Genomic DNA, 19,920 nt, shown 5'->3' on the forward strand with positions numbered 1-19,920 from the left:
TGGAAAGCAGAAGGTGGATGAGAGTAATGATAAGAACAGAAACAACGTAATAAAATAATTCTTTCAAAAGGAAGGGAAAATGAAAGATGTTGAAATTACAAGGAAAATACAATGAAGCGAAAATTTTTACACATAACGTTGATGAGACTGCGATAGGGCAGATTGTTGATCTTTGTAACCAAGAATTTGTAAAGGATAGTCAAATTCGTATTATGCCAGATACACATGCAGGAGCAGGTTGTACGATTGGGACAACAATGACAATACAAGATAAAATTGTTCCTAATCTTGTAGGGGTAGATATTGGGTGTGGGATGGAAGTTGTTGTAATTGATAAGAAAAAAGAAGAAATTAATTTCGATTACTTAGACGAAACAATTCGTAAATTCGTTCCAAGTGGTTTTCGTATACGAGATAAAGAACATCGATTCTCAAAAATGATTGATTTTGATGGTGTGAGAGCTCCATTTACATTACAACGCGCTCAAAAAAGTATAGGTACACTTGGGGGAGGAAATCATTTTGTCGAATTGAATGAGGACGATAAAGGTAATGTATATATTGTCATTCATAGTGGTTCTCGTAATTTAGGTAAACAAATAGCAGAGTATTACCAAAACCTCGCATATGAACAACTCATTGATGTTACATCAATGAAAGATGAAATTATTAAGAGATTAATGAAAGAGGGGAGAGCAAAAGAAATACAAGAAACTTTACGTGAAATTCAGAAGCCAAAGATTCGTAAAGAACTAGCTTATTTAGAAGGGCAAGGATTCAAAGATTATATGAATGACATGAATATTGCCCAAAAATATGCGGCGTTAAATCGTAAAGCAATGATTGATGAAATTGTTACGAAAATGGACTGGAAAATTACAGATCAATTTACTACAATACATAACTATATTGACATAGAAAATATGATTCTACGAAAAGGTGCTATTTCAGCTCAGAAAGATGAACGAGTCATTATTCCAATTAACATGAGAGATGGTTCAATTATTGCATTTGGTAAAGGTAATCCAGACTGGAATTTTTCTGGTCCGCATGGGGCAGGACGTATCATGAGTCGTAAGAAGGCTAAAGAATCATTGAGTTTAGAGGAATTTCAAAATACGATGACAGAGGTTTGGACTACATCAGTAGTAGAAAGTACAATTGACGAGGCACCAATGGTATATAAGCCAATGGATGAAATTATAGAAAATACAAAAGAAACGATAGATATAAAACACATTATTAAGCCATTGTATAATTTTAAAGCGAATTAGAAGGATAAAAGACCGCACATAAGGTAAAAGCTATGTGCGGTCTTTTATATATAAGTATAGTATTACATAGTTTCGCTAATTTTACTTTCACTACGAGTGTTAGTAGCAATTCTTTTCTTCACTTTAAAGTGATAGTACGTGTAGCAAAAAATGATAAACGGTACAGTGCAATAGATTCCAAGTCGTTGTTCAGGGATAAAGATAAGACTAATTAATATAATGCCATACAGTCCAAAACCAAGTATTGGTACAAGTGGGTAAAGTGGCGTTTTAAATTTTAAGTCTTCTAATTTTCCACCGTCTGCTACATAATGTTTACGGAAAAAGAATTGAGAAACACAAATTGACATCCAAACAATGATTGTTATGACGCCCGAAATAGAAATTAACCATAAGTAAACAGTTTCAGCTGCTACAACGCTTGTTAAAAGAGAAAAAGCAGAAATAGCAATTGTCATAATTAAAGCGTTTAGAGGTATTCCTCGTGATGATAATTTCTTTAAAAAGGCTGGAGCCATTTCATTTTTTGATAATGACCAAAGCATACGAGTTGCCGCGTAAAGTCCTGAGTTTGCGACAGAAAGAACAGCTGTAAGAATAACAAAGTTCATAATATCAGCTGCATATGGAATACCGATATTATCAAAAACAGCAACGAACGGGCTTTTTGTTAATCCTGCTTCTTCCCAAGGAATTAAAGCAACAAGAACAAAGATTGCTAAGACGAAGAAAAACATCGTGCGCCATATAATATTTCTAATAGAACGAGGTAAAGTTTTTGCTGGATCTTCACTTTCACCTGCTGCGATTCCGACAAGTTCTGTACCCTGGAAGGAATAATTGACTGTAACCATTGTTAATAGAATAGCTGCAAGTCCATTTGGGAATAAACCACCATGATTTACGAAATTTGATAATAGCGGAGCTGGTTCGTCGCCTTTTAAATCAATTAAACCGAACATAGCGGCGCCGCCAAGAATAATAAAAGCGATAATGGCAGATACTTTTATACTTGAAAACCAAAATTCTGTTTCTGCATAACTACGAGCAGATAGTGCGTTAATCGTGAAGATTGTAACGCCAAATATTAAACACCAAACCCAAACAGGAATATCAGGAAACCAGCGCTGCATTGTAATGCCGGCAGTTGTAAATTCAAGGCCGGTCGTATTCGCCCAGCTTAACCAATATAACCATCCGATTGTAAAGCCAGTTGCAGGATTGATAAACTTAGTGGCATATTCCTGGAAAGACCCCGAAACAGGCATGGCTACAGCGAGTTCACCAAGACATAGCATAACGAAATACATTAATAATCCACCGGCCATAAAGGCAAGTACGGATCCACCAGGTCCAGCCTGACTTATAATAAAACCAGATCCGTTAAATAATCCCGTTCCAATCACACCACCGAGTGCAATCATGAATAAGTGTCTACTTTTCATCGTACGTTTTAATTCATTGTTTGTATTATTTACTTGCGCCATTGTTTTCCTCACTTTCGTAGTTGATAGAATAAAGTTTGATGTTTTTCCGTATTGTGGAATATATTCCGTGATGTGAAATCTTGTTATAATTTTCAGATAATTAAAAAGAAAAGTCAATATTTTTTTGTTTACGCTTTCAAATTATTGTTCGCAACATATTTTTATTTTTAGAAAATTAAATAAATAGATTGATTTCATTTCGAATGTTTGTTAAATTGATAGGTAATTGAGCGTGCTAACATATTACAAGTGAAGTAGAGGTGAGTTATGGTACAGTCCATTGATCGAGCGATAAGTATTATAAAGTTATTAAATTCTACTAATGAAAAAGAGTATTGGGCCATTTCTGATATAGCGGACAGAACACATCTCCCAGTTAGTACAGTACATAGATTACTTAACTCTCTAATCGAGCATGGGCTAGTTACACAAATTTCAGAGACGAAACAGTACAAAATTGGACCAATGTGGATGGAAATAGGATTACGACAATTGGAGAAGGTAGACTACAGATCAGTCGCAAGAGAAGTAATGAAACGATTGGCCTATGAAGTGGAAGAAAGTGTTTATTTGAACATTCCAAATGGAACACATTCTATTATTATTGAAAGAATGGATAGCCCTTTAAAAATTCGAGTTATTGATAACTTAGGGGAACAGATTCCTCTTTCAATTGGTGCTGCAAATAAAACAATGCTTGCCAATATGAAACAGAATGAAATGGAATATATTGTTGAGCAACTACTTTCTGCCTTACCAGAACAAAAGCAAATTCTTCTTGATCAAATAAAGCAAATAAGAAACGAAGGATATGCTGTCAGTTATGGAGAAAAAACAGAAGGGACAGCTTCAGTAGCTGCACCTATTATCGGATTTAATCATAAAGTAGTAGGAGCATTAAGTGTTGGGTTAATTAGTCATCGCATTAATGATGATCGACTATCTTTTCTTATTAGTAAGGTAAAACAAGCAGCACATGAAATATCAATAAAAATCGGCAGTACATCAGAACTATAGTTTTGATAGCTGTCGTCATTTTTTATTCATATACTGGAATTCGTTTTCATAATACGGAAAAATAGGGGGATTTATATGTCAAAGTGGCAATCAAAAGAACAATTGATTCAATTATTAAGCGGTCTTGTTGAAATTCCTAGTATTACAGGTACAGAAGCTGAAGTGATATTGCCAGACTTCGTTGTAGAACAATTATCTGATTTACAGTACTTCAAAGAAAATCCGTACCATTTGCAGAAAAATCCGACAGGGGACGAAAGATATTTTGTTACAGCACTAGTAAAGAAAAGTGACCGTACAAAAAATACCGTAATTTTAGTTAGTCACTTTGATGTTGTAGATGTGCAAGATTACGGAGTGTGGAAAGAAGATGCATTTAATCCTAAAAAGTTAACATCTATGTTTTATTCTCATAAAGATGAATTACCAGACCATGTACGTGAAGATATAGAACAAGGAGATTGGCTGTTTGGTAGAGGAACAATGGATATGAAATGCGGCCTTGCGTTACAAATGGCGATGATTGAGCAAGCTTGTGAAGGAAGATTTGATGGGAATGTTCTTTTATTGGCTGTACCAGATGAAGAAGTAAACTCTGTAGGGATGAGAGCTGCTGTTCCAAGATTACTAGAGTTAGCAAGAGAACATGATTTAGAGTATAAAACGGTACTAAATTCAGAGCCTATGTTTTCAAGGCATCCTGGTGACCAAAAGAAATATATTTACACTGGTTCTATTGGTAAAGTGTTACCTGGTTTTCTTTGCTACGGAAAAGAGACACATGTAGGTGAACCTTTTGCGGGCCTAAATGGGAGTTATATGGCTTCATTAATAACAGCAGAATTAGAGTTGAATACAGACCTTTGTGATATTGTAGAAGGGGAAGCGAGTCCTCCGCCAACTAATTTACTTCAAAGGGACTTAAAGGAGGATTACTCTGTACAAATTCCGCATCGTGCAGTCACATTATTTAATTTGTTTTTACTAGAAAAATCAATGACAGATGTCGTTTCATTGCTGCGTCAAAAAGTAACGAAAGTAGCAGGAAAAATAGAAGAATCATATGAGAAGCAAGCTTATCGTTTTTCTAAATATAATCCATTTATACCACCTAACCTCAAAGTAAATGTATTAACGTATGAAGAGCTTATCGCATATGCAATTGAACAACATGGGCAAGAGAAAATAAATGAAATTCAATTTAGCATTATAAAAAATAGAGAAGATAAAGATGATCGTGCGGTAACGATTGATTTAGTAGATAAATTAGCCATCTTATGTAAAGAAAAAGCACCGATGATTGTACTTTTCTTTGCTCCGCCATATTATCCAGCTGTAAGTTCACGCAACAACCAATTAATTAAAGAGGTAGTTGGAGAGATGGAAAAGTATGCAAACTTCAATCATAATATTTCATTTGAAAACCAAAACTATTTTGGAGGAATTTCAGATTTAAGCTATGTGGGCTTACAAAATCCATTACATTCAATGAGCTCACTTGTAGACAATATGCCATTATGGGATAAAGGTTACTCAATTCCACTTCAGGAACTAGAAGAATTTGACGTTCCAGTATTAAATATGGGGCCGGTAGGAAAAGATGCACATCAATGGACAGAACGTCTAGATGTAAATTACGCATTTGAAACGCTATTAGATATGTTACCGATTTGCATTGAAAAATTACTTGTTTCTAATAAAATTACACAAGTATAGTAGGGAAGGGGAAAATGAAATTATTTTAATATAATTAAAAACTAAAACGGCCAAACTCAAGTAAATTCGAGTTTGGCCGTTTATCATGTAGTGCATTTCTAATTACATTCATGTGAATTTATAGTTTTACTTTTTCGTTTGACCAGATAGTTCGACAGACTTTTGTGTACAACGTTGCATAGCTGAAATGATGGCTGTTCGTAAGCCTTTTTCCTCTAAAGTTGCTACAGCTTCTATCGTTGTTCCCCCAGGAGAACAAACCATATCTTTCAATTCACCTGGATGTATTCCTGTTTCTAGTACCATTTTTGCAGAGCCTAATACTGCTTGAGCAGCGAATTTATATGCTTGATTTCTTGGCATACCATCTAGTACAGCAGCATCTGCCATCGCTTCTATAATCATATATACGTATGCTGGTGAAGAACCACTTACAGATGTTACAACATCCATTAACTTTTCACTTACAATCTCTGATTGACCAAAACTATTGAAAATGTTTAGCACTTCTTCTAAATCTTTTTCTGTCACCATTTCATTCGGGCATAATGCAGACATTCCTTCTCCAACAAGAGCAGGAGTATTAGGCATTACTCTTACAACTTTTAATTTTTTATTAAAGGCATTTTCAGTACTTTTAATACTTTTACCAGCAGCGATCGTAACGATGATAGCATCGTTTTTTATCACTTCTTTAATTTCGTTAATTACTGATGGGTATAAGTCTGGTTTAATTGATAAAATTAAAATATCAGCATTTTTAGCGACTTCATTGTTGTCAGTAGTTATAGTTATTCCGTACTTTGTACTAGCATTTTCTAAATTCGTCGTGTTTAAATCTGAACACATGATTTTATTTGAAGACACTATCTTTTTGTTTAGCATCCCGCCAATTATAGCCATCCCCATATTTCCGCATCCGATGAATCCAATTTGTTTATCCATAATAATTCAATCTTGCTCCTTTTTAATAAATTATATCATTTCGAAAGTATTATCTTAATATAACAATAACATCTCCATGCAATATAAAGAAATATTCTAAGAGAATATATTCCTTTTTGCAACATGAAAAGATAAAAATTAATTATATTCGACATTTTGTAAATGTATACACTATAATGTAAGGTTTATGTTTATAAATATGAGTTGAACTTATATTGATTTGTATTTTCATTCAGTAGGGCAATAACTTCATACAAGTAACTCGCAGCTCTATGTATTTTTAAAAATACCTCTTGACACTAAATCGAACTATATCGCATAATATAAAAAAATTAAACCGAAAATCGTTGAAGGGAAATAGTACATATGTCTTCTTGCGAAAGAGAGTGGAATTCACCGGCTGAAAGATTCCTCGTATAGAATATATCGAACCTATCCCTGAGTCTTAAATGAAAGTTTAGGCGTTCGCCTGCGTTATAGGCACCAAGTGGATATCTATGTATATCAATTAAGGTGGTACCGCGGAACAATGACCGTTTCGTCCTTTTTATTTTATGAAGGGCGAAGCGGTCATTTTTATTTTGCTCTTAAATAGGCTACGTGCAGCACTCATAAGAATAGAAATCGCTGCAAGCTGTATGAATAGAAATGTAATGTATAAAAAACTTTGATTTTAGACTTGGGGGATAAAAAAAGTGAAGAAACAGCGAATAGTTGTAAAGATTGGGAGCAGTTCTTTGGCGGATAGTCATGGAGGCATTTCTAAAGAACAACTTTCAGATCATGTTGCGGCATTAGCTCGATTGAAAGAGGAAGGACATGAAGTGTTGTTAATTACATCTGGGGCCGTTGCTGCAGGTTTTTCTGCTCTAGGATACCCTAGCAGACCTGTAACAATTAAAGGGAAACAGGCTGCAGCGGCAGTCGGACAAAGTTTATTAATGCAGGCGTACGCGGAGGAATTTCATAAATACGGTATCGTTACTGCACAACTATTGCTGACGAGAAGTGATTTTTCTAGAAAAGAACAATATAGTAACGCTTACGCTACGTTAGGAGAGTTACTAAACCGTTCTGCTCTTCCAATTATTAATGAAAATGATTCCATTTCTTTAGAAGAGCTAACGTTCGGTGATAATGATATGCTGTCAGCTCTAGTAAGCGGACTTGTTTCGGCGGATATGCTGATGATTTTTACAGATGTGAATGGTTTATATGATAAAAATCCTCAGAAAAATGAGGATGCGAAAAAATATTATTTCCTTCCTGAAGTTACAGAAGAAATCGCTTCTCTTGCAGGAGATGCTGGCTCAAAACTTGGGACTGGCGGAATGAAATCAAAAGTCGATGCTGCAAAGACGGCGCTATCTCTTGGGGTAAGTGTATTTATCGGTACAGGACGTGGACAAGAGAAATTTGTTGATGTTTTGAAGGGGAAAGGTGACGGAACGTATGTCGGAAATGCCCCTCAAAAAGAAATGAAGATGAACAAGCAGTGGATTGCCTTGCATTCGGTTGTTAGCGGTCAAATTGAAATAGACGCCGGAGCAACTACAGCTATCATTCAGCATGGTAAAAGTCTTCTTCCTGCTGGTGTTACAAATGTTTCAGGGTTTTTCCAAGTGGGCGATGTTGTAGAAGTAATGACGCAACAAGGGCGCGTAATTGGAAAAGGACAATGCACATATAGTGCAGAGGAATTAAGAGAGATAAAAGGTATGCAAAGTCAACATATTCAAGCAAGAGGCGAAAGGCATAGTTATGAAGTCATCCATAGAGATCATTGGGTTTCACTTTAAGAATATAGTTTTTTTAACCTTAAAAAGGAGGAAATAAAAATGAATGAAGTGTTGGCAAAGGGGAAAAGAGCAAAAGAGGTTGCTAGGGAGCTGGTACTAAAATCTACACATCAAAAAAACGAAGCACTTGCTGCAATTGCAAATCAATTAATAAATGAAACAGCTTATATTTTAGAGGAAAACAATCGGGATATAGAAGAAGGTAAGGCAAAAGGGTTTTCTGATTCTCTCCTTGATCGCCTTATGCTGAATGAACAGCGTATTGTTGATATGACAGAAGGGATTAAGCAGCTAATTGAATTACGTGATCCTGTAGGAGAATGTGTAAGTGCATGGGAAAGGCCAAATGGACTATCTATTCAGGAAATGCGCGTACCACTTGGTGTTGTTGGGATGATTTACGAGGCAAGACCGAATGTAACAGTGGATGCTGCTACAATTTGTTTGAAGACAGGAAACGCAGTCATATTACGTGGTAGTTCTTCTGCTATTCATTCTAATAAAGCCATCGTTGCTGTTATTCACAGAGCGCTCAAACAAACAAGCTTACCAGAAGAAAGTGTACAGCTTATAGAAGATACAACGCGAGATAGCGCAAAGCAGTTGTTTACAATGAATGATTATCTAGACGTTCTTATTCCAAGAGGTGGCAAGCAATTAATCGATACTGTTGTGAGGGAAGCGTCTGTCCCAGTACTTGAAACAGGTGCGGGAAATTGTCATGTTTTCATTGATGAAACAGCGGATAAACAAATGGCATTTGATATTATTATAAATGCAAAAACGCAGCGTCCATCTGTATGTAATGCAATTGAAACGATTGTACTTCATGAGAAGTGGGCAGAGCAATATGGTAGCGAGTTGTTTTCTTCTTTGAAGAAAAGAGGCGTGGAGCTACGTGGTGATCAAAAAGCATTGGCAATGGATTCATCAATTGTACTTGCTTCAGAAGAAGACTGGGGGACAGAATTTTTATCTCTCACGCTAGCAGTTAAATTAGTTTCTTCTATAGAAGAAGCGATTCATCACATAAATAGGTATGGATCTATGCATTCTGAAGCGATTATTTCAGAAAACGAGGAAAACGTCAGCAAATTTTTCGTATCTGTTGATGCTGCTGCGCTGTATCATAATGCATCAACTCGTTTTACTGATGGATCTGAATTCGGATTCGGAGCTGAGATTGGCATCAGTACACAAAAGCTACACGTAAGGGGACCAATGGGGCTTCCTGCATTAACTTCTACAAAATACGTCATTCGTGGAAATGGACAAATTCGAAAATAAAAATAAAAGACACTCAATTCGTTTGGGTGTCTTTTATTTTAAAAATTATTTACCATACAAAAAGCCCAACAAGCATAGCGCTTAATAAGGAAACAGCCATTCCGCTCACAAGAAGCTTCCAAACATTTTTACCGATGACTGATGATTTTTCGCCGCCAAATAATGAATTGTAAGTTCCATAAATCATACCTACTGTACTAAAGTTAGCAAAAGAAGCTAGAAATGTTGTGGCAACCGCAACCGTATGCGGTTGTAAAGACTTTAAGTTTGATTTTAAATCCATCATTGCAACAAATTCATTCGTCGTTATTTTGATCCCCATTAATTCAGCTACATACATAGCATCACTGCCCGATAAACCGAGTAAAAAAGCGAAAGGACTAAAGATAATGGAGAAAATTTTTTGAATTGTTAACCCCGTTACAAAAAATCCTAAAATCCCATTTAAACATGCAGTTAAAGCTACATAACCAATTACCATAGCTAAAATAACGATAACCATATTCATCCCGACTAACATGCTGTTTGAAATAGTAGAAAAGAAATCTTTTTTTTCATGTTTGGAAGGTGTGTAAACAACATCTTCTTCTTTCGAAACTTCCACAGGATTTAATACATTGGCTAAAATTAATGCGTTAATACAATTTAATGGGATTGCGCTGAAAATATATGTTGCTGGAACCATTGATAAATAAGCACCAAGAATGGATCCGCTGACGCTACTCATACTCATAATTCCAAAAGTCAGCAGACGATTTTCTTTTAAAACAGATAATTGATCCCGAACAACAGCAAGCGCTTCGGTGTTCCCTAAAAACATCATTTGAATCGAAAAGAAGCTTTCTAACTTTGGTAAACGAGAAATCTTTGAAATAATTGCACCTACTTTATCAATAATCCAAGTTAAGATTCCAAAGTAAGAAAGAATATCAAAGAACGTGATAACAAAAATGATAGGAAGTAATGCGCTAAAGAAGAAATCAATTGTTTGATTTTCCATAGCAGAAGGAAATGCAAATCGAATTCCTTCATTCGCACATGCCAGTAGCCAACTGAAAAATGAAGCAATTTTATTAATGATAATACTGCCTAGCTTTGTGCCTAACATAAACCACGTAATAAAAAGCTCCAATATGATGAGAATTACAATTGGTCTCCATTTTATATGTTTTTTATTAGGCGAACATAAGTAAACAATTAATATGACAACGAAAATCCCTAACATATTCAATATGAAATACATGTCAACAACTCCTTGAGGCTTATTATTTGTATATAAAAAAGCTCCTATTCTTCTTAATTTAGAATGAATGTATTTCAACTAAAATTTTGTTAATTCTAAAAATGTAGAAGGTAAAATTCGATAAACATAGAATTTAATATATAGCAAACAAGGAGGGGATAAAAATGGTGGTCTATCACATAACGAGTAGAAAGAGGGAAACTTATAACGTTCAAGTGAAATATTCGATACTTTTCGAATGTGCGCTTGGCATTGCAGCAATTACTCATAAGAGGTTAATTGATACACTTGAAAAGAGTCAAAATGAATGGGAAGAAATTAAGAAATCATTAACAGAAGAAATGAGAGAGCATTTACAATTTGTCAAAGAAAATAATACGTGGAAAGCATTGCTTCAGTTGTTGTATGAAGAAGATTTTCACGATGTATCGCAGTTTCACGCTAAAATCGATTCACTTTCAGAAGAAGATTTGAAGTATATATGTTTACCGTTTTTAGGAGAGAAGTACCAAGAAAAAAGAACTTTAGCGGCAAGTGGAAACGTAACTGCAATACATGAACTAATGGAACTGACAAAAGATCATCAGTTTTTCTCTACGTATATTCGTTTTATATGTGATGTTGATGTACAAGTGCTAAAATCCCATTTAATTGCTGTTATGACAGGTTGGTATGAGAGCGTTATTCAGAAAGAGGAAGAAGAAATACTTTCTATATTAAAACGAGACTACGAAGCAAAGAGTGAAATGAATAAAAAGATGAAACCAGAAGAGTTTGTCGAGTGGGCTACAGGTGGCGTTCATTATATGCCAGAACCAAGTGTTCATTACGTACTTCTTATCCCACAAATGACGTACAGGCCTTGGAATATTGAGGCGGATATTGAAGATGCGAAAGTATTTCATTACCCAGTTGCAAACGAAAGCATCCATCCTGAAGATCCATATGAACCGAACTATTTTTTAGTTCAAAAACATAAAGCTCTTGGAGATGAAGCGAGGTTACGCATTGTAAAAATGTTGTTCGAAAAAGAACGAACATTGCAGGAAATTACAGAAAGATTGCAACTTGGTAAATCGACTGTACACCACCATTTGAAATTGTTACGTGCAGCGAAGTTAGTGGATATACATGATGGGAAATATGTATTAAGAAAGAAAGCAGTACAATCGTTAGCGAAAGAATTAGATGCGTTTTTAAATAGATAATATACAACAAGAATGTACATAAAGGGAGGAATATAAAAGAAAAGTTGGTGTATGAAATTGAAAAATGTATTGAAAAATCGTTCGTTCTTTTTTATGTGGATTGGTAGTGCAATCTCAGAATTAGGAGGGGGTTTCGGAACGTTATGTAATTCAATTCTAGTATATGAGTTAACAGGATCGGAAATGGCTTTAAGTAGTATGTGGCTATTATATTTTATCCCGTCTCTCATACTGCAATTAATCAGTGGCCCATTTATTGATAAATGGAGTCGGAAGTGGATTATGATTTTTTCACAATGGATACGAGCGTCCGTATTCTTATTACCTTTGATAATGTTAGTTTCCGGTAGTTTAGAAGTTTGGCACATTTATGTTGTTCAGATTGTAGTGGGACTTATTACACCACTTTATACACCTGCAAGTCAAGCAATTACACCGAGCATTGTAAGGAAAGAACGACTTCAAGATGCAAATGCGTACATTGATGGAATGACTCGTCTTATGATGTTTCTTGCGCCAGTATTAGGCGGAGTAGTCATTCATTTCATTGGAACAGAACTTGCGTTATCTTTCGTATGCATTTGTTTATTTGTTAGTGGCACTTTCTTACTTTATATAAAAGAAAATAGAACGTCGCAACCTATTCGGAAAACGTGGCTAGAACAGTTTCTTCACGGTTTTACATATTTTTTCACAAAACCAATCATCGTTTGGCTCGGTATATTTCTAACTTTTGTTCAATTTGGAGTAGGAGTAACAATGGTCACAAACCTTCCTTATATAAAGGGCGAGCTGTCAGCGGGATATGCGGAATTTGGTTATTTTATGGCCGGATTCCCACTTGGCTATGTAGTTGGATCTATACTAGTCGGAAAAGTAACATATAAAAGTCGGCGTATACTTATGCTTGGAGGATTGTTTATAGGGGGGCTCACATACATTTCGCTAGGGTTCAATCATAGTATTATCATTGCAATAATAGTTGAAGTAATAGCAGGGATTTGTATTGCATTTTTCAATGTTCATAACACAACGATATGCCAACAGTCAGTTCCGAACAATATGATAGGACAAGTATTTTCAGTGCGATTATTTTTCATACGATCCGCTATGCCGTTAGGTGTATTAGTAGGGGGAATATTGAGTGAAATGTGGGGAGTAAGAGCGCTATATTTAATCATCGGTGCAATTATATGTGTCACCTCTTTAATAGGAATGTTACTTCCGTATTTCAAGTTTTTAGATGAGGCGATAGAAGAGAAAACAGCTTGATTCAAAAAATTTAAACTTTATAATTGAAAATAATTATCATAATCAACTATAATAGAAGAATAGTAGTATTCGTATTACAAAGAGGGAGTGGGATATATGTTTATCGAAACGAAAACATTTACAGTAAAAGAAGGTACATCAAATATAGTTGTAGAACGTTTTACTGGAGAAGGTATTATTGAAAAATTTGAAGGCTTTATCGACTTGAGTGTTCTTGTGAAAAAAGTAAGACGAGGCGACGAAGAAGTAGTCGTTATGATTCGCTGGGAATCTGAAGAAGCATGGAAAAACTGGGAAACAAGTGAAGAACATTTAGCTGGACATAGAGCGAGCCGTGGTAAACCAAAACCAGATCATATTATTAATGTGGATCACGCAGTTTATTATGTGAAATCATCGAAAGCGGCTTATCAACAGTCGTAATATATAAAGGTAGAGGATATTTGTTTATTAAGAAACAAATATCCTCTTTTTTTGATTTATAGTAAAATATGGATGTGATAAATGTTTATTTGTAAATGGAGGTAAATGAAGTGAAAAGAATATTACTAATGACAGCTTTGGCAACGATATTATTATCAGCGTGTAGTAATAATAATGTGAAAAAAGAAGTATTTAAGAATGAGGAAGAAAAACGTGAAAGCAGTGCAAACATAGTAGAGCAGAAGGAGTATATCATTATTGATAAGAAACATAATGATATACTTCTAAAAGATGCTAGCTCAAATAAAGAAGACAGTGTGAAAGTAAGTTTAAATGATTTAAACTCAACAAAATGGAAGGCGCCTAAAAGAAACGGTATCCTAGATATAGGTGATCATATCTCTTTGGAGAAAGAAGAGGGTAAATATACACCTACATTAGTAAAAGATCTTGTTGGTGAAATAAAATATGATGGTACAATTAAATATAAAATTTTAGAAGCAACTAGTAAATCGGTAAAGTGGTTTCCGCTAAATAAAGAGAACAATGGAGGATATGTTCCGCCAGAGATGGTAAAAGTAGTGAACGCTTCGAAAATAAAAGCTGGAGACATTGTAACGATTCAAGATAAAACAAAAAGCAGTGAAGATGTAATTATATATGAACTGACAATTGTTGAATAAGTATGTAGAAGATGAAAGATATAAGAGAAGTAAAATATATAGGTAACGAATAACTCCTTAATAATGTGTGTGGAGGTTACAAATGTTAGAAGCACAAATATTTAAACATGAACAACATAAAAAAATAGTGCAAACAATAGTAGCGGAAACCTTGTGTACGGAAAAGGTAAATGGATTCATGCTCATCGGATCTGTCGCAAGAGGTGACGCATATCCTGATTCGGATTTAGATTTTTATATTCTTTTAGAAGAAGGACAAAAGAAGAAATTTCATTCTGAAACGAGAGAAGGCATTTTGGTTGAATATAAGTGTGCAGATGTTAATCAAATATTAGTAAACTTTAAAAACAATCCGATGGAACTATATTCATTTTTAGAAGGTGAAATTTTATTTGATAAAAGTGGTGACTTAAAAAAACTAAAAGAAATAGCTATATCTGAATTTGAAAACTATCGTGTTTCTAGCGACAAAGTGAAAGGCATTTCTCATTGGTTACAGAGTTCGTTAATTAAAATTCAATCTGCTTTGAAAGCAAATGATGAGTTAAAGGCTTCATACATAGTTCAAACTTCAACTTGGACATTGTTAGAAGGAATATGGGCTATTAACAATAAGCCAGTACCGCCAGCGGGATCTGTGTTGAAGTATATTAAAACGTTACCGAATAAGCCAATTCATTTAGAGGCGTTACTTAATAAACTATTTTTAGATGATACGAAGGACCGTATTAAAGCAGCAATTGAGTTAATTGAGTGGGTGCTTCATAAATAATATTGTCTAATATTGTCGGTAAATCGATATGTTGTGTCGAATCGTCGATATAATTCAAGTTACGATTGATATATTTGGAAAATCGTTGATATAAATTTCATATACTGTATAAGTAGCAACTAAAAGAGCGTAATCTAGTCAAATTTTTAAAATGAAGTTTCATAACAAGGTCTATTTTGCAGAGAAATTAATTATGTATAAAATAACAATAATGTATCTTAATGTAAGAAAATCTAGAGAATCAAGCAGGTTTCCCATATGGTACAGTACGAAACGATTATAAGTAGTACAGTGATATAAATAGGAGGTTATCGCTATGACATCTGTATTTAAAGATATGGCGTTCCAGCTAAGAACGGAACGACTCGACCTGAATATGTGGGAGGAATCCGATGCAGTCTGGCTTAGAGAACTAGTTGGTGAACGTGGAGTGGAAATGCCAACCGTTGAATCTGTTCGTAACGATCTTATTGAGAAGCGCAAGATAGCAGCTGAAAATGGTATTTCTCTTCTCACGATTCGTAGACGAGACGAAGGCGATTTCATCGGTTACTGTGGCTTAATTATCGGTCGTTCCACGCTTGAAGAGCCGGAGATTGCATACGAGTTGTTCCGTAGTGCTCATCGCATGGGTTATGCGACAGAGGCAGCATCAGCGGTATTGGAGGCTGCGATTGCTACGGGGCGCAAAAGACTATGGTCTACTGTAGGCGCTTGGAATACTGCGTCTTTTCGGGTGTTAGAGAAGTTAGGATTTAAGCGGCATCATAGTACGTTTGGCGAACGCGGTGAGATTGTTTGGAATGTGCGCGATCTATAGAGACCTGGCCAAATTTGAAATAATAAGAAATGTCAAAGAAAGCCCATATGTTATGTATGGGCTTTTCCTTATAGTAAATATTGATTTTTTATTTATTTAAGTGTAATAGTCTATCTCTCACCTTAATTTTTCACATCATTATATAATTCCAACGCCTCTTTCACATTCAATCCATTTTTTACAATACCATGTATCGCTTGAATCATCGCAGCTGGATGTTCGGATTGCCATATGTTGCGGCCCATATCTACGCCGATTGCACCTTCTTGCAGTGCGTTATACGTAATGTTTAATGCGTCTTCAATTGAATCTAGTTTTGGTCCACCAGCAATGACGACTGGGGCAGGGCAAGTGCTTGTGATTTTTTCGAATCCTTCGCAGTAATACGTTTTAATAATGTCAGCACCCATTTCAACGCATACACGTGAAGCAAGTGCTAAAAAGCGAGCTTCACGTTTTTGCAGTTCTTTTGCAACTGCGGTAATGCCGAGTACTGGCAGGCCATAATCGTGAGCTTCTGAAACTACATTTGCGAGATTTGTAACTGTTTGTGTTTCATAGTCTGATCCGACGAAAACAGATACACCGACGCCAATTGCATTTTGTTTTACTGCTTCTTTTACAGGGGTAACAATTGTTTCATTCGCTAAGTCTTTACCGACGACAGTAGCTCCGCCTGATACACGCATAACCATCGGTGTACTGCAATTTTCAGGAATGCATGAGCTAAGTACACCTCGCGTTAAAAAGAGAGAATCCGTGTAAGGAAGTAGGTTTTTAACAGTTTCCAGTGGCTGTTCAAGCCCGTGAATTGGTCCTAAAAAGTAGCCGTGATCTATCGCTAACATAACCGCTCTGCCATCAGGTAAAATTGTATTTAATCGATTTTTAAATCCCCAAGTCATTCAAAATCACTCCTTCGTTAATGTTGGATTTTCCGTTTGAACAGTATCTTTATTTGGTAAATGTGGTGACTTTATAAAAACCGCTTTAAAAGGTTTGTCAGAATGGTTAATAAGATAGTGAGATTCATGAGGGCGAACTTGCAGGACATCACCCTGTTTCATTGGAACTCTTTCGTTATTTACATAGAAATCTATTTCACCTTCTAATGCATAAAAGACCTCTTCGCACGTCGTATGATAATGGTTTTGAAACTCCTGCCCAGGCTGAATGACAACAAGACCAAGATCGATATTCGGACCTTGTATTAAATATTTCGGCCCGTTATCACCGAAGCGATAGGAGAAGTCATTTTCATTCGCTTTTAGCATACAGTTCACTCCTTTATGTAATGTGTTACAGTGCACCAGGCGCAATCCACATATGTGAGGTGAGCCCTTTATCAGCTAAAGCGAGCTGACTGTCATACACAGTTTTCCATGTTTCATAGAACTCTTTATATAGTTCGTGATTTTCAGTAACTGGTTCGAATGTTTGCTCCCACTGTACAAACTGTTCGGCAGTCTCTTCCATAGATGCATATATGCCAGCACCAACTCCTGCAGCAATCGCAGTTCCTAAAGCAGCTGCTTCTTTCACAACAGGTACTTTTACAGGAATACCAAGGACGTCTGATAGAATTTGTGGCCATAGTTTTCCTTTAGCGGCACCACCAGCAAAAATAACTTCAGAAGGGAATATACCAGTTAGATTTTCTATTAATTTTAAGTTTCCAAGTGTAACGAAGGCGGCATTTTCTTCAATAGCACGAAACAGTTCTTTTTTTCCGCATTTGTCAGCGTCTAAACTTAAATTTAAAAAAGAAGGTGCGGCATGACGCCAAGAAATGTAGTTCATAACGTTTGAAAAAGTAGGGATAATGCCATGTGAACCGACAGGTACGTCTTTCGCTTGTTCTTCTAGTAATTCATAAGCATCTACACCGAGTTTGTCAGCAAGTTTCTTTTCCTCTTGGCAAAAAGCGTCTCGAAACCAGCGCATAACGAGGCCTGGGAAAAAGGCAATTGTTTCGTATTGCCATAGGTTACGTACGACGTGACAATTTATACGAATCGCAGCTTGTGGATCTGGTATTGGCTCAGTAACATTCACTTCTTGTTGCCAAAAACTACCTCCGCATATTAATGTTTGATTCGGTTTCACGACTCCAGTTCCGAGTGATGCCATTTGAGCATCTCCGCCCCCGGCTACGACAGGAATTCCTTCACGTAATCCAGTTAATGCTGCACACTCTTTTGTAACGTTGCCAATTACTGTACCAGCTTCATTTACTGTTGGTGAAAATGGTAAAGATAGACCGCACTCCTTAGCGACATCGTTATCCCACACTCTATTTTGTAAGTCAAAAATACCTGACGTACATCCATTTGAAGGATCGATTTGCAGCACGCCGCTTAATTTATATAAGATCCAATCGTTTAACATTGTAAAAGAGTGAATAGTATTATAGACGTCGGGTTCATGTTTTTTAATCCAAAGTAGGCGGGGTAAAGCACCTAATGAAAAAGTTTGACCAGACTTTGTATATAAATCTTTTTCAAGATGTGACCGAATTTCTTTTAGTTCACTAACCTCAGCAGATGCGCGCCCATCAACATTTGCACAGGCCCATATTTCTTGCCCATCTTGATCATATAAAACAAATCCTTCCCGCATACTTGTCGCACTAATAGCAAGAATGGAAGAGGCAAGAGTATTGCTTTTTTGAAGAACCTCTTTCGTGCATTCTTGTACTAGCTTCCAATTTTCTATTACATCAAAGTTCATAGAGCCTGGATAACGAGGGTCAGATTTGTGAATCCATTCTTTTTGACTTACTGCAATTTGATTACCATGTAAATCAAAAAGAACTGCTCGTATGCTTCCTGTACCAGCATCGAGAGCTAATAAATTGGACATTAACAATCACCATCCTTTCGTAATAAGGAGAGGGCAGTTTCCTCATCGGTAATTAATGTATGAATAAACTTTCCTTTTAAGGCACCATAAATTGCATCTATCTTTTCAGTACCTCCAGCAACACCGACGACATGCTTCATATTGCGCAAAACAGAGAGGGGTGTGCCAATTAGACGATTGTGATGCGAGAGCTCTAATAAATCGCCATTTGTATCATAAAACTGTCCTAAAATATCGCCAGCACCGTTTTGACTACGAATATATGTCATCTCACGTAAAGTTAATTTTTCTTCTTTTACAATCGTAGCGTCTTGAGATAGTCCTCCAATACCGACAACAGCCGTATGAGCAAGTGAAGCGACATGAAGCATATCTTTTACAGTCGGTTCTGATAAAATACTTTGTGCCATTTCGGTTGTAGACGCTAGAAACGGCGTAGGGATAATGTGAAGATTACCTTGCATGTAATGTAAATAGTTTTGTTTTCTCGGGAGATAGTGATTTACTCCGCCTGTTAACGTTACGATTGAGAGATTAATAGAACTTTCGAAATGAATGTTTTCTAGCATTTTGCTAATTGTTTCTCCCCAGCCAATACCGAGTAAATCTCCTTGCTGGAGCTGAGTTTCTAAATATTGTGCAGCAGCTTTTCCGAGAGAATCGTGATAATTGTTTACTGGGGTCGGGATAATAAAAGCATCTTTTAAGTGGAATTTTTTCATTAGGTCACGCTCAATACTTAAACAGTGCAAACCAGTCCCTTTTACGTGAAATGTAACGATACCTTCACTCCGCGCCTTATCTAATAACCGGACGACTTTATTTCTTGAAATATGAAGAAGTGAAGCGATCTCCTGTTGTGTTAATTGGTCTTTATAATAGTACCAAGCTACTTTCGTTAATAAATTCTCTTCAAAGTTCAGCTGAGTCATACTTTTCATCCCTTTCAACAATTGACCACAGCTTAAACATATGTACCATATATTTTGTTTATTCCAGTTGAAGCGATTAATAGTACGTAGAAAAAAGTGTTCTAGATATAAAAAAAGGAATATACAATGCTACAAAACAAGTAGAACAAATAATCATTTTCTCAAAAAATGTTCTGTATA

General features: G+C 35.9%; 18 protein-coding genes and 1 other annotated feature. Of the genes, 11 read left to right on the forward strand and 7 right to left on the reverse strand.

Annotation, left to right across the window (positions count from 1 at the left end; all coding sequences use genetic code 11):
• Positions 1-86: 86 nt before the first annotated feature.
• Complete coding sequence (locus MR147_RS05165) at positions 87-1,274, forward strand: RtcB family protein (protein WP_242303738.1); 1,188 nt, start codon at positions 87-89, stop codon at positions 1,272-1,274.
• Positions 1,275-1,336: 62 nt separating this feature from the next.
• On the opposite strand, the gene MR147_RS05170 is transcribed toward MR147_RS05165, so the two are convergent.
• Positions 1,337-2,761, reverse strand: a complete 1,425-nt coding sequence (locus MR147_RS05170) for an amino acid permease (RefSeq protein WP_000079977.1) — start codon at positions 2,759-2,761, stop codon at positions 1,337-1,339.
• 267 nt (positions 2,762-3,028) lie between these two features.
• Between MR147_RS05170 and MR147_RS05175 the strand changes: the two genes are divergently transcribed.
• Positions 3,029-3,778, forward strand: coding sequence for an IclR family transcriptional regulator (locus MR147_RS05175; protein WP_000250772.1), 750 nt, complete (start codon positions 3,029-3,031; stop codon positions 3,776-3,778).
• A 75-nt stretch (positions 3,779-3,853) separates the two neighbouring features.
• Positions 3,854-5,494: a M20/M25/M40 family metallo-hydrolase gene (locus tag MR147_RS05180; protein ID WP_074608476.1), complete on the forward strand. Its 1,641-nt coding sequence runs from the start codon at positions 3,854-3,856 to the stop codon at positions 5,492-5,494.
• 126 nt (positions 5,495-5,620) lie between these two features.
• Here the strand turns inward: MR147_RS05180 and proC are convergent, their stop codons facing one another.
• The gene (gene proC, locus MR147_RS05185; RefSeq protein ID WP_242303739.1) at positions 5,621-6,439 is read right to left on the reverse strand and encodes a pyrroline-5-carboxylate reductase; all 819 of its coding nucleotides are present in this window, start codon (positions 6,437-6,439) and stop codon (positions 5,621-5,623) included.
• 338 nt (positions 6,440-6,777) lie between these two features.
• Positions 6,778-6,988: a binding site (T-box leader), on the forward strand.
• Between the two features lie 146 nt (positions 6,989-7,134).
• On the opposite strand from proC, the gene proB reads away from it, so the two are divergent.
• Together proB and proA are read left to right on the forward strand one after the other, a co-directional pair.
• Positions 7,135-8,238, forward strand: coding sequence for a glutamate 5-kinase (proB, locus tag MR147_RS05190; protein ID WP_242303740.1), 1,104 nt, complete (start codon positions 7,135-7,137; stop codon positions 8,236-8,238).
• 39 nt (positions 8,239-8,277) lie between these two features.
• Positions 8,278-9,525, forward strand: a complete 1,248-nt coding sequence (gene proA / locus MR147_RS05195) for a gamma-glutamyl phosphate reductase (RefSeq protein ID WP_242303741.1) — start codon at positions 8,278-8,280, stop codon at positions 9,523-9,525.
• 49 nt (positions 9,526-9,574) lie between these two features.
• On the opposite strand, the gene MR147_RS05200 is transcribed toward proA, so the two are convergent.
• Positions 9,575-10,768: a NupC/NupG family nucleoside CNT transporter gene (locus MR147_RS05200; RefSeq protein ID WP_000273611.1), complete on the reverse strand. Its 1,194-nt coding sequence runs from the start codon at positions 10,766-10,768 to the stop codon at positions 9,575-9,577.
• Between the two features lie 164 nt (positions 10,769-10,932).
• Here MR147_RS05200 and MR147_RS05205 point away from each other — a divergent pair, with 164 nt between their 5' ends.
• The 6 genes from MR147_RS05205 to MR147_RS05230 all read left to right on the forward strand — a co-directional run bounded on the left by MR147_RS05205 (position 10,933) and on the right by MR147_RS05230 (position 15,946).
• Positions 10,933-11,976: an ArsR/SmtB family transcription factor gene (locus MR147_RS05205; RefSeq protein WP_242303742.1), complete on the forward strand. Its 1,044-nt coding sequence runs from the start codon at positions 10,933-10,935 to the stop codon at positions 11,974-11,976.
• Between the two features lie 51 nt (positions 11,977-12,027).
• Positions 12,028-13,248: an MFS transporter gene (locus MR147_RS05210; protein ID WP_242303743.1), complete on the forward strand. Its 1,221-nt coding sequence runs from the start codon at positions 12,028-12,030 to the stop codon at positions 13,246-13,248.
• A 96-nt stretch (positions 13,249-13,344) separates the two neighbouring features.
• Complete coding sequence (hmoA, locus tag MR147_RS05215; RefSeq protein WP_000469503.1) at positions 13,345-13,671, forward strand: heme-degrading monooxygenase HmoA; 327 nt, start codon at positions 13,345-13,347, stop codon at positions 13,669-13,671.
• A gap of 95 nt (positions 13,672-13,766) precedes the next feature.
• On the forward strand, positions 13,767-14,354 hold the full coding sequence (locus tag MR147_RS05220; RefSeq protein WP_242303744.1) for a hypothetical protein: 588 nt from the start codon (positions 13,767-13,769) through the stop codon (positions 14,352-14,354).
• 82 nt (positions 14,355-14,436) lie between these two features.
• Positions 14,437-15,126 carry a nucleotidyltransferase domain-containing protein gene (locus MR147_RS05225; protein ID WP_242303745.1) on the forward strand — a complete coding sequence of 230 codons (690 nt, stop codon included), beginning with the start codon at positions 14,437-14,439 and terminating at the stop codon, positions 15,124-15,126.
• 316 nt (positions 15,127-15,442) lie between these two features.
• Positions 15,443-15,946, forward strand: a complete 504-nt coding sequence (locus MR147_RS05230; RefSeq protein WP_242303746.1) for a GNAT family N-acetyltransferase — start codon at positions 15,443-15,445, stop codon at positions 15,944-15,946.
• Between the two features lie 122 nt (positions 15,947-16,068).
• Here MR147_RS05230 and lsrF read toward each other — a convergent pair whose 3' ends face one another.
• Genes lsrF through MR147_RS05250 form a run of 4 tightly spaced genes read right to left on the reverse strand, consistent with a single transcriptional unit; the run spans position 16,069 to position 19,740 of the window.
• A complete protein-coding gene (lsrF, locus tag MR147_RS05235; RefSeq protein ID WP_000219783.1) occupies positions 16,069-16,851 on the reverse strand; it encodes a 3-hydroxy-5-phosphonooxypentane-2,4-dione thiolase in 783 nt (260 codons plus the stop codon).
• A 6-nt stretch (positions 16,852-16,857) separates the two neighbouring features.
• On the reverse strand, positions 16,858-17,220 hold the full coding sequence (locus tag MR147_RS05240) for a cupin domain-containing protein (RefSeq protein ID WP_000909989.1): 363 nt from the start codon (positions 17,218-17,220) through the stop codon (positions 16,858-16,860).
• Between the two features lie 25 nt (positions 17,221-17,245).
• The gene (gene lsrK / locus MR147_RS05245) at positions 17,246-18,808 is read right to left on the reverse strand and encodes an autoinducer-2 kinase (RefSeq protein WP_242303747.1); all 1,563 of its coding nucleotides are present in this window, start codon (positions 18,806-18,808) and stop codon (positions 17,246-17,248) included.
• Positions 18,808-19,740, reverse strand: coding sequence for a sugar-binding transcriptional regulator (locus tag MR147_RS05250; protein WP_074608462.1), 933 nt, complete (start codon positions 19,738-19,740; stop codon positions 18,808-18,810). Before MR147_RS05250 ends, lsrK begins: the two co-directional genes overlap by 1 nt.
• Positions 19,741-19,920: the final 180 nt, after the last annotated feature.

Source organism: Bacillus cereus group sp. BfR-BA-01350 (assembly GCF_022663775.1).
Classification (GTDB): Bacteria; Bacillota; Bacilli; order Bacillales; family Bacillaceae_G; genus Bacillus_A; species Bacillus_A paranthracis.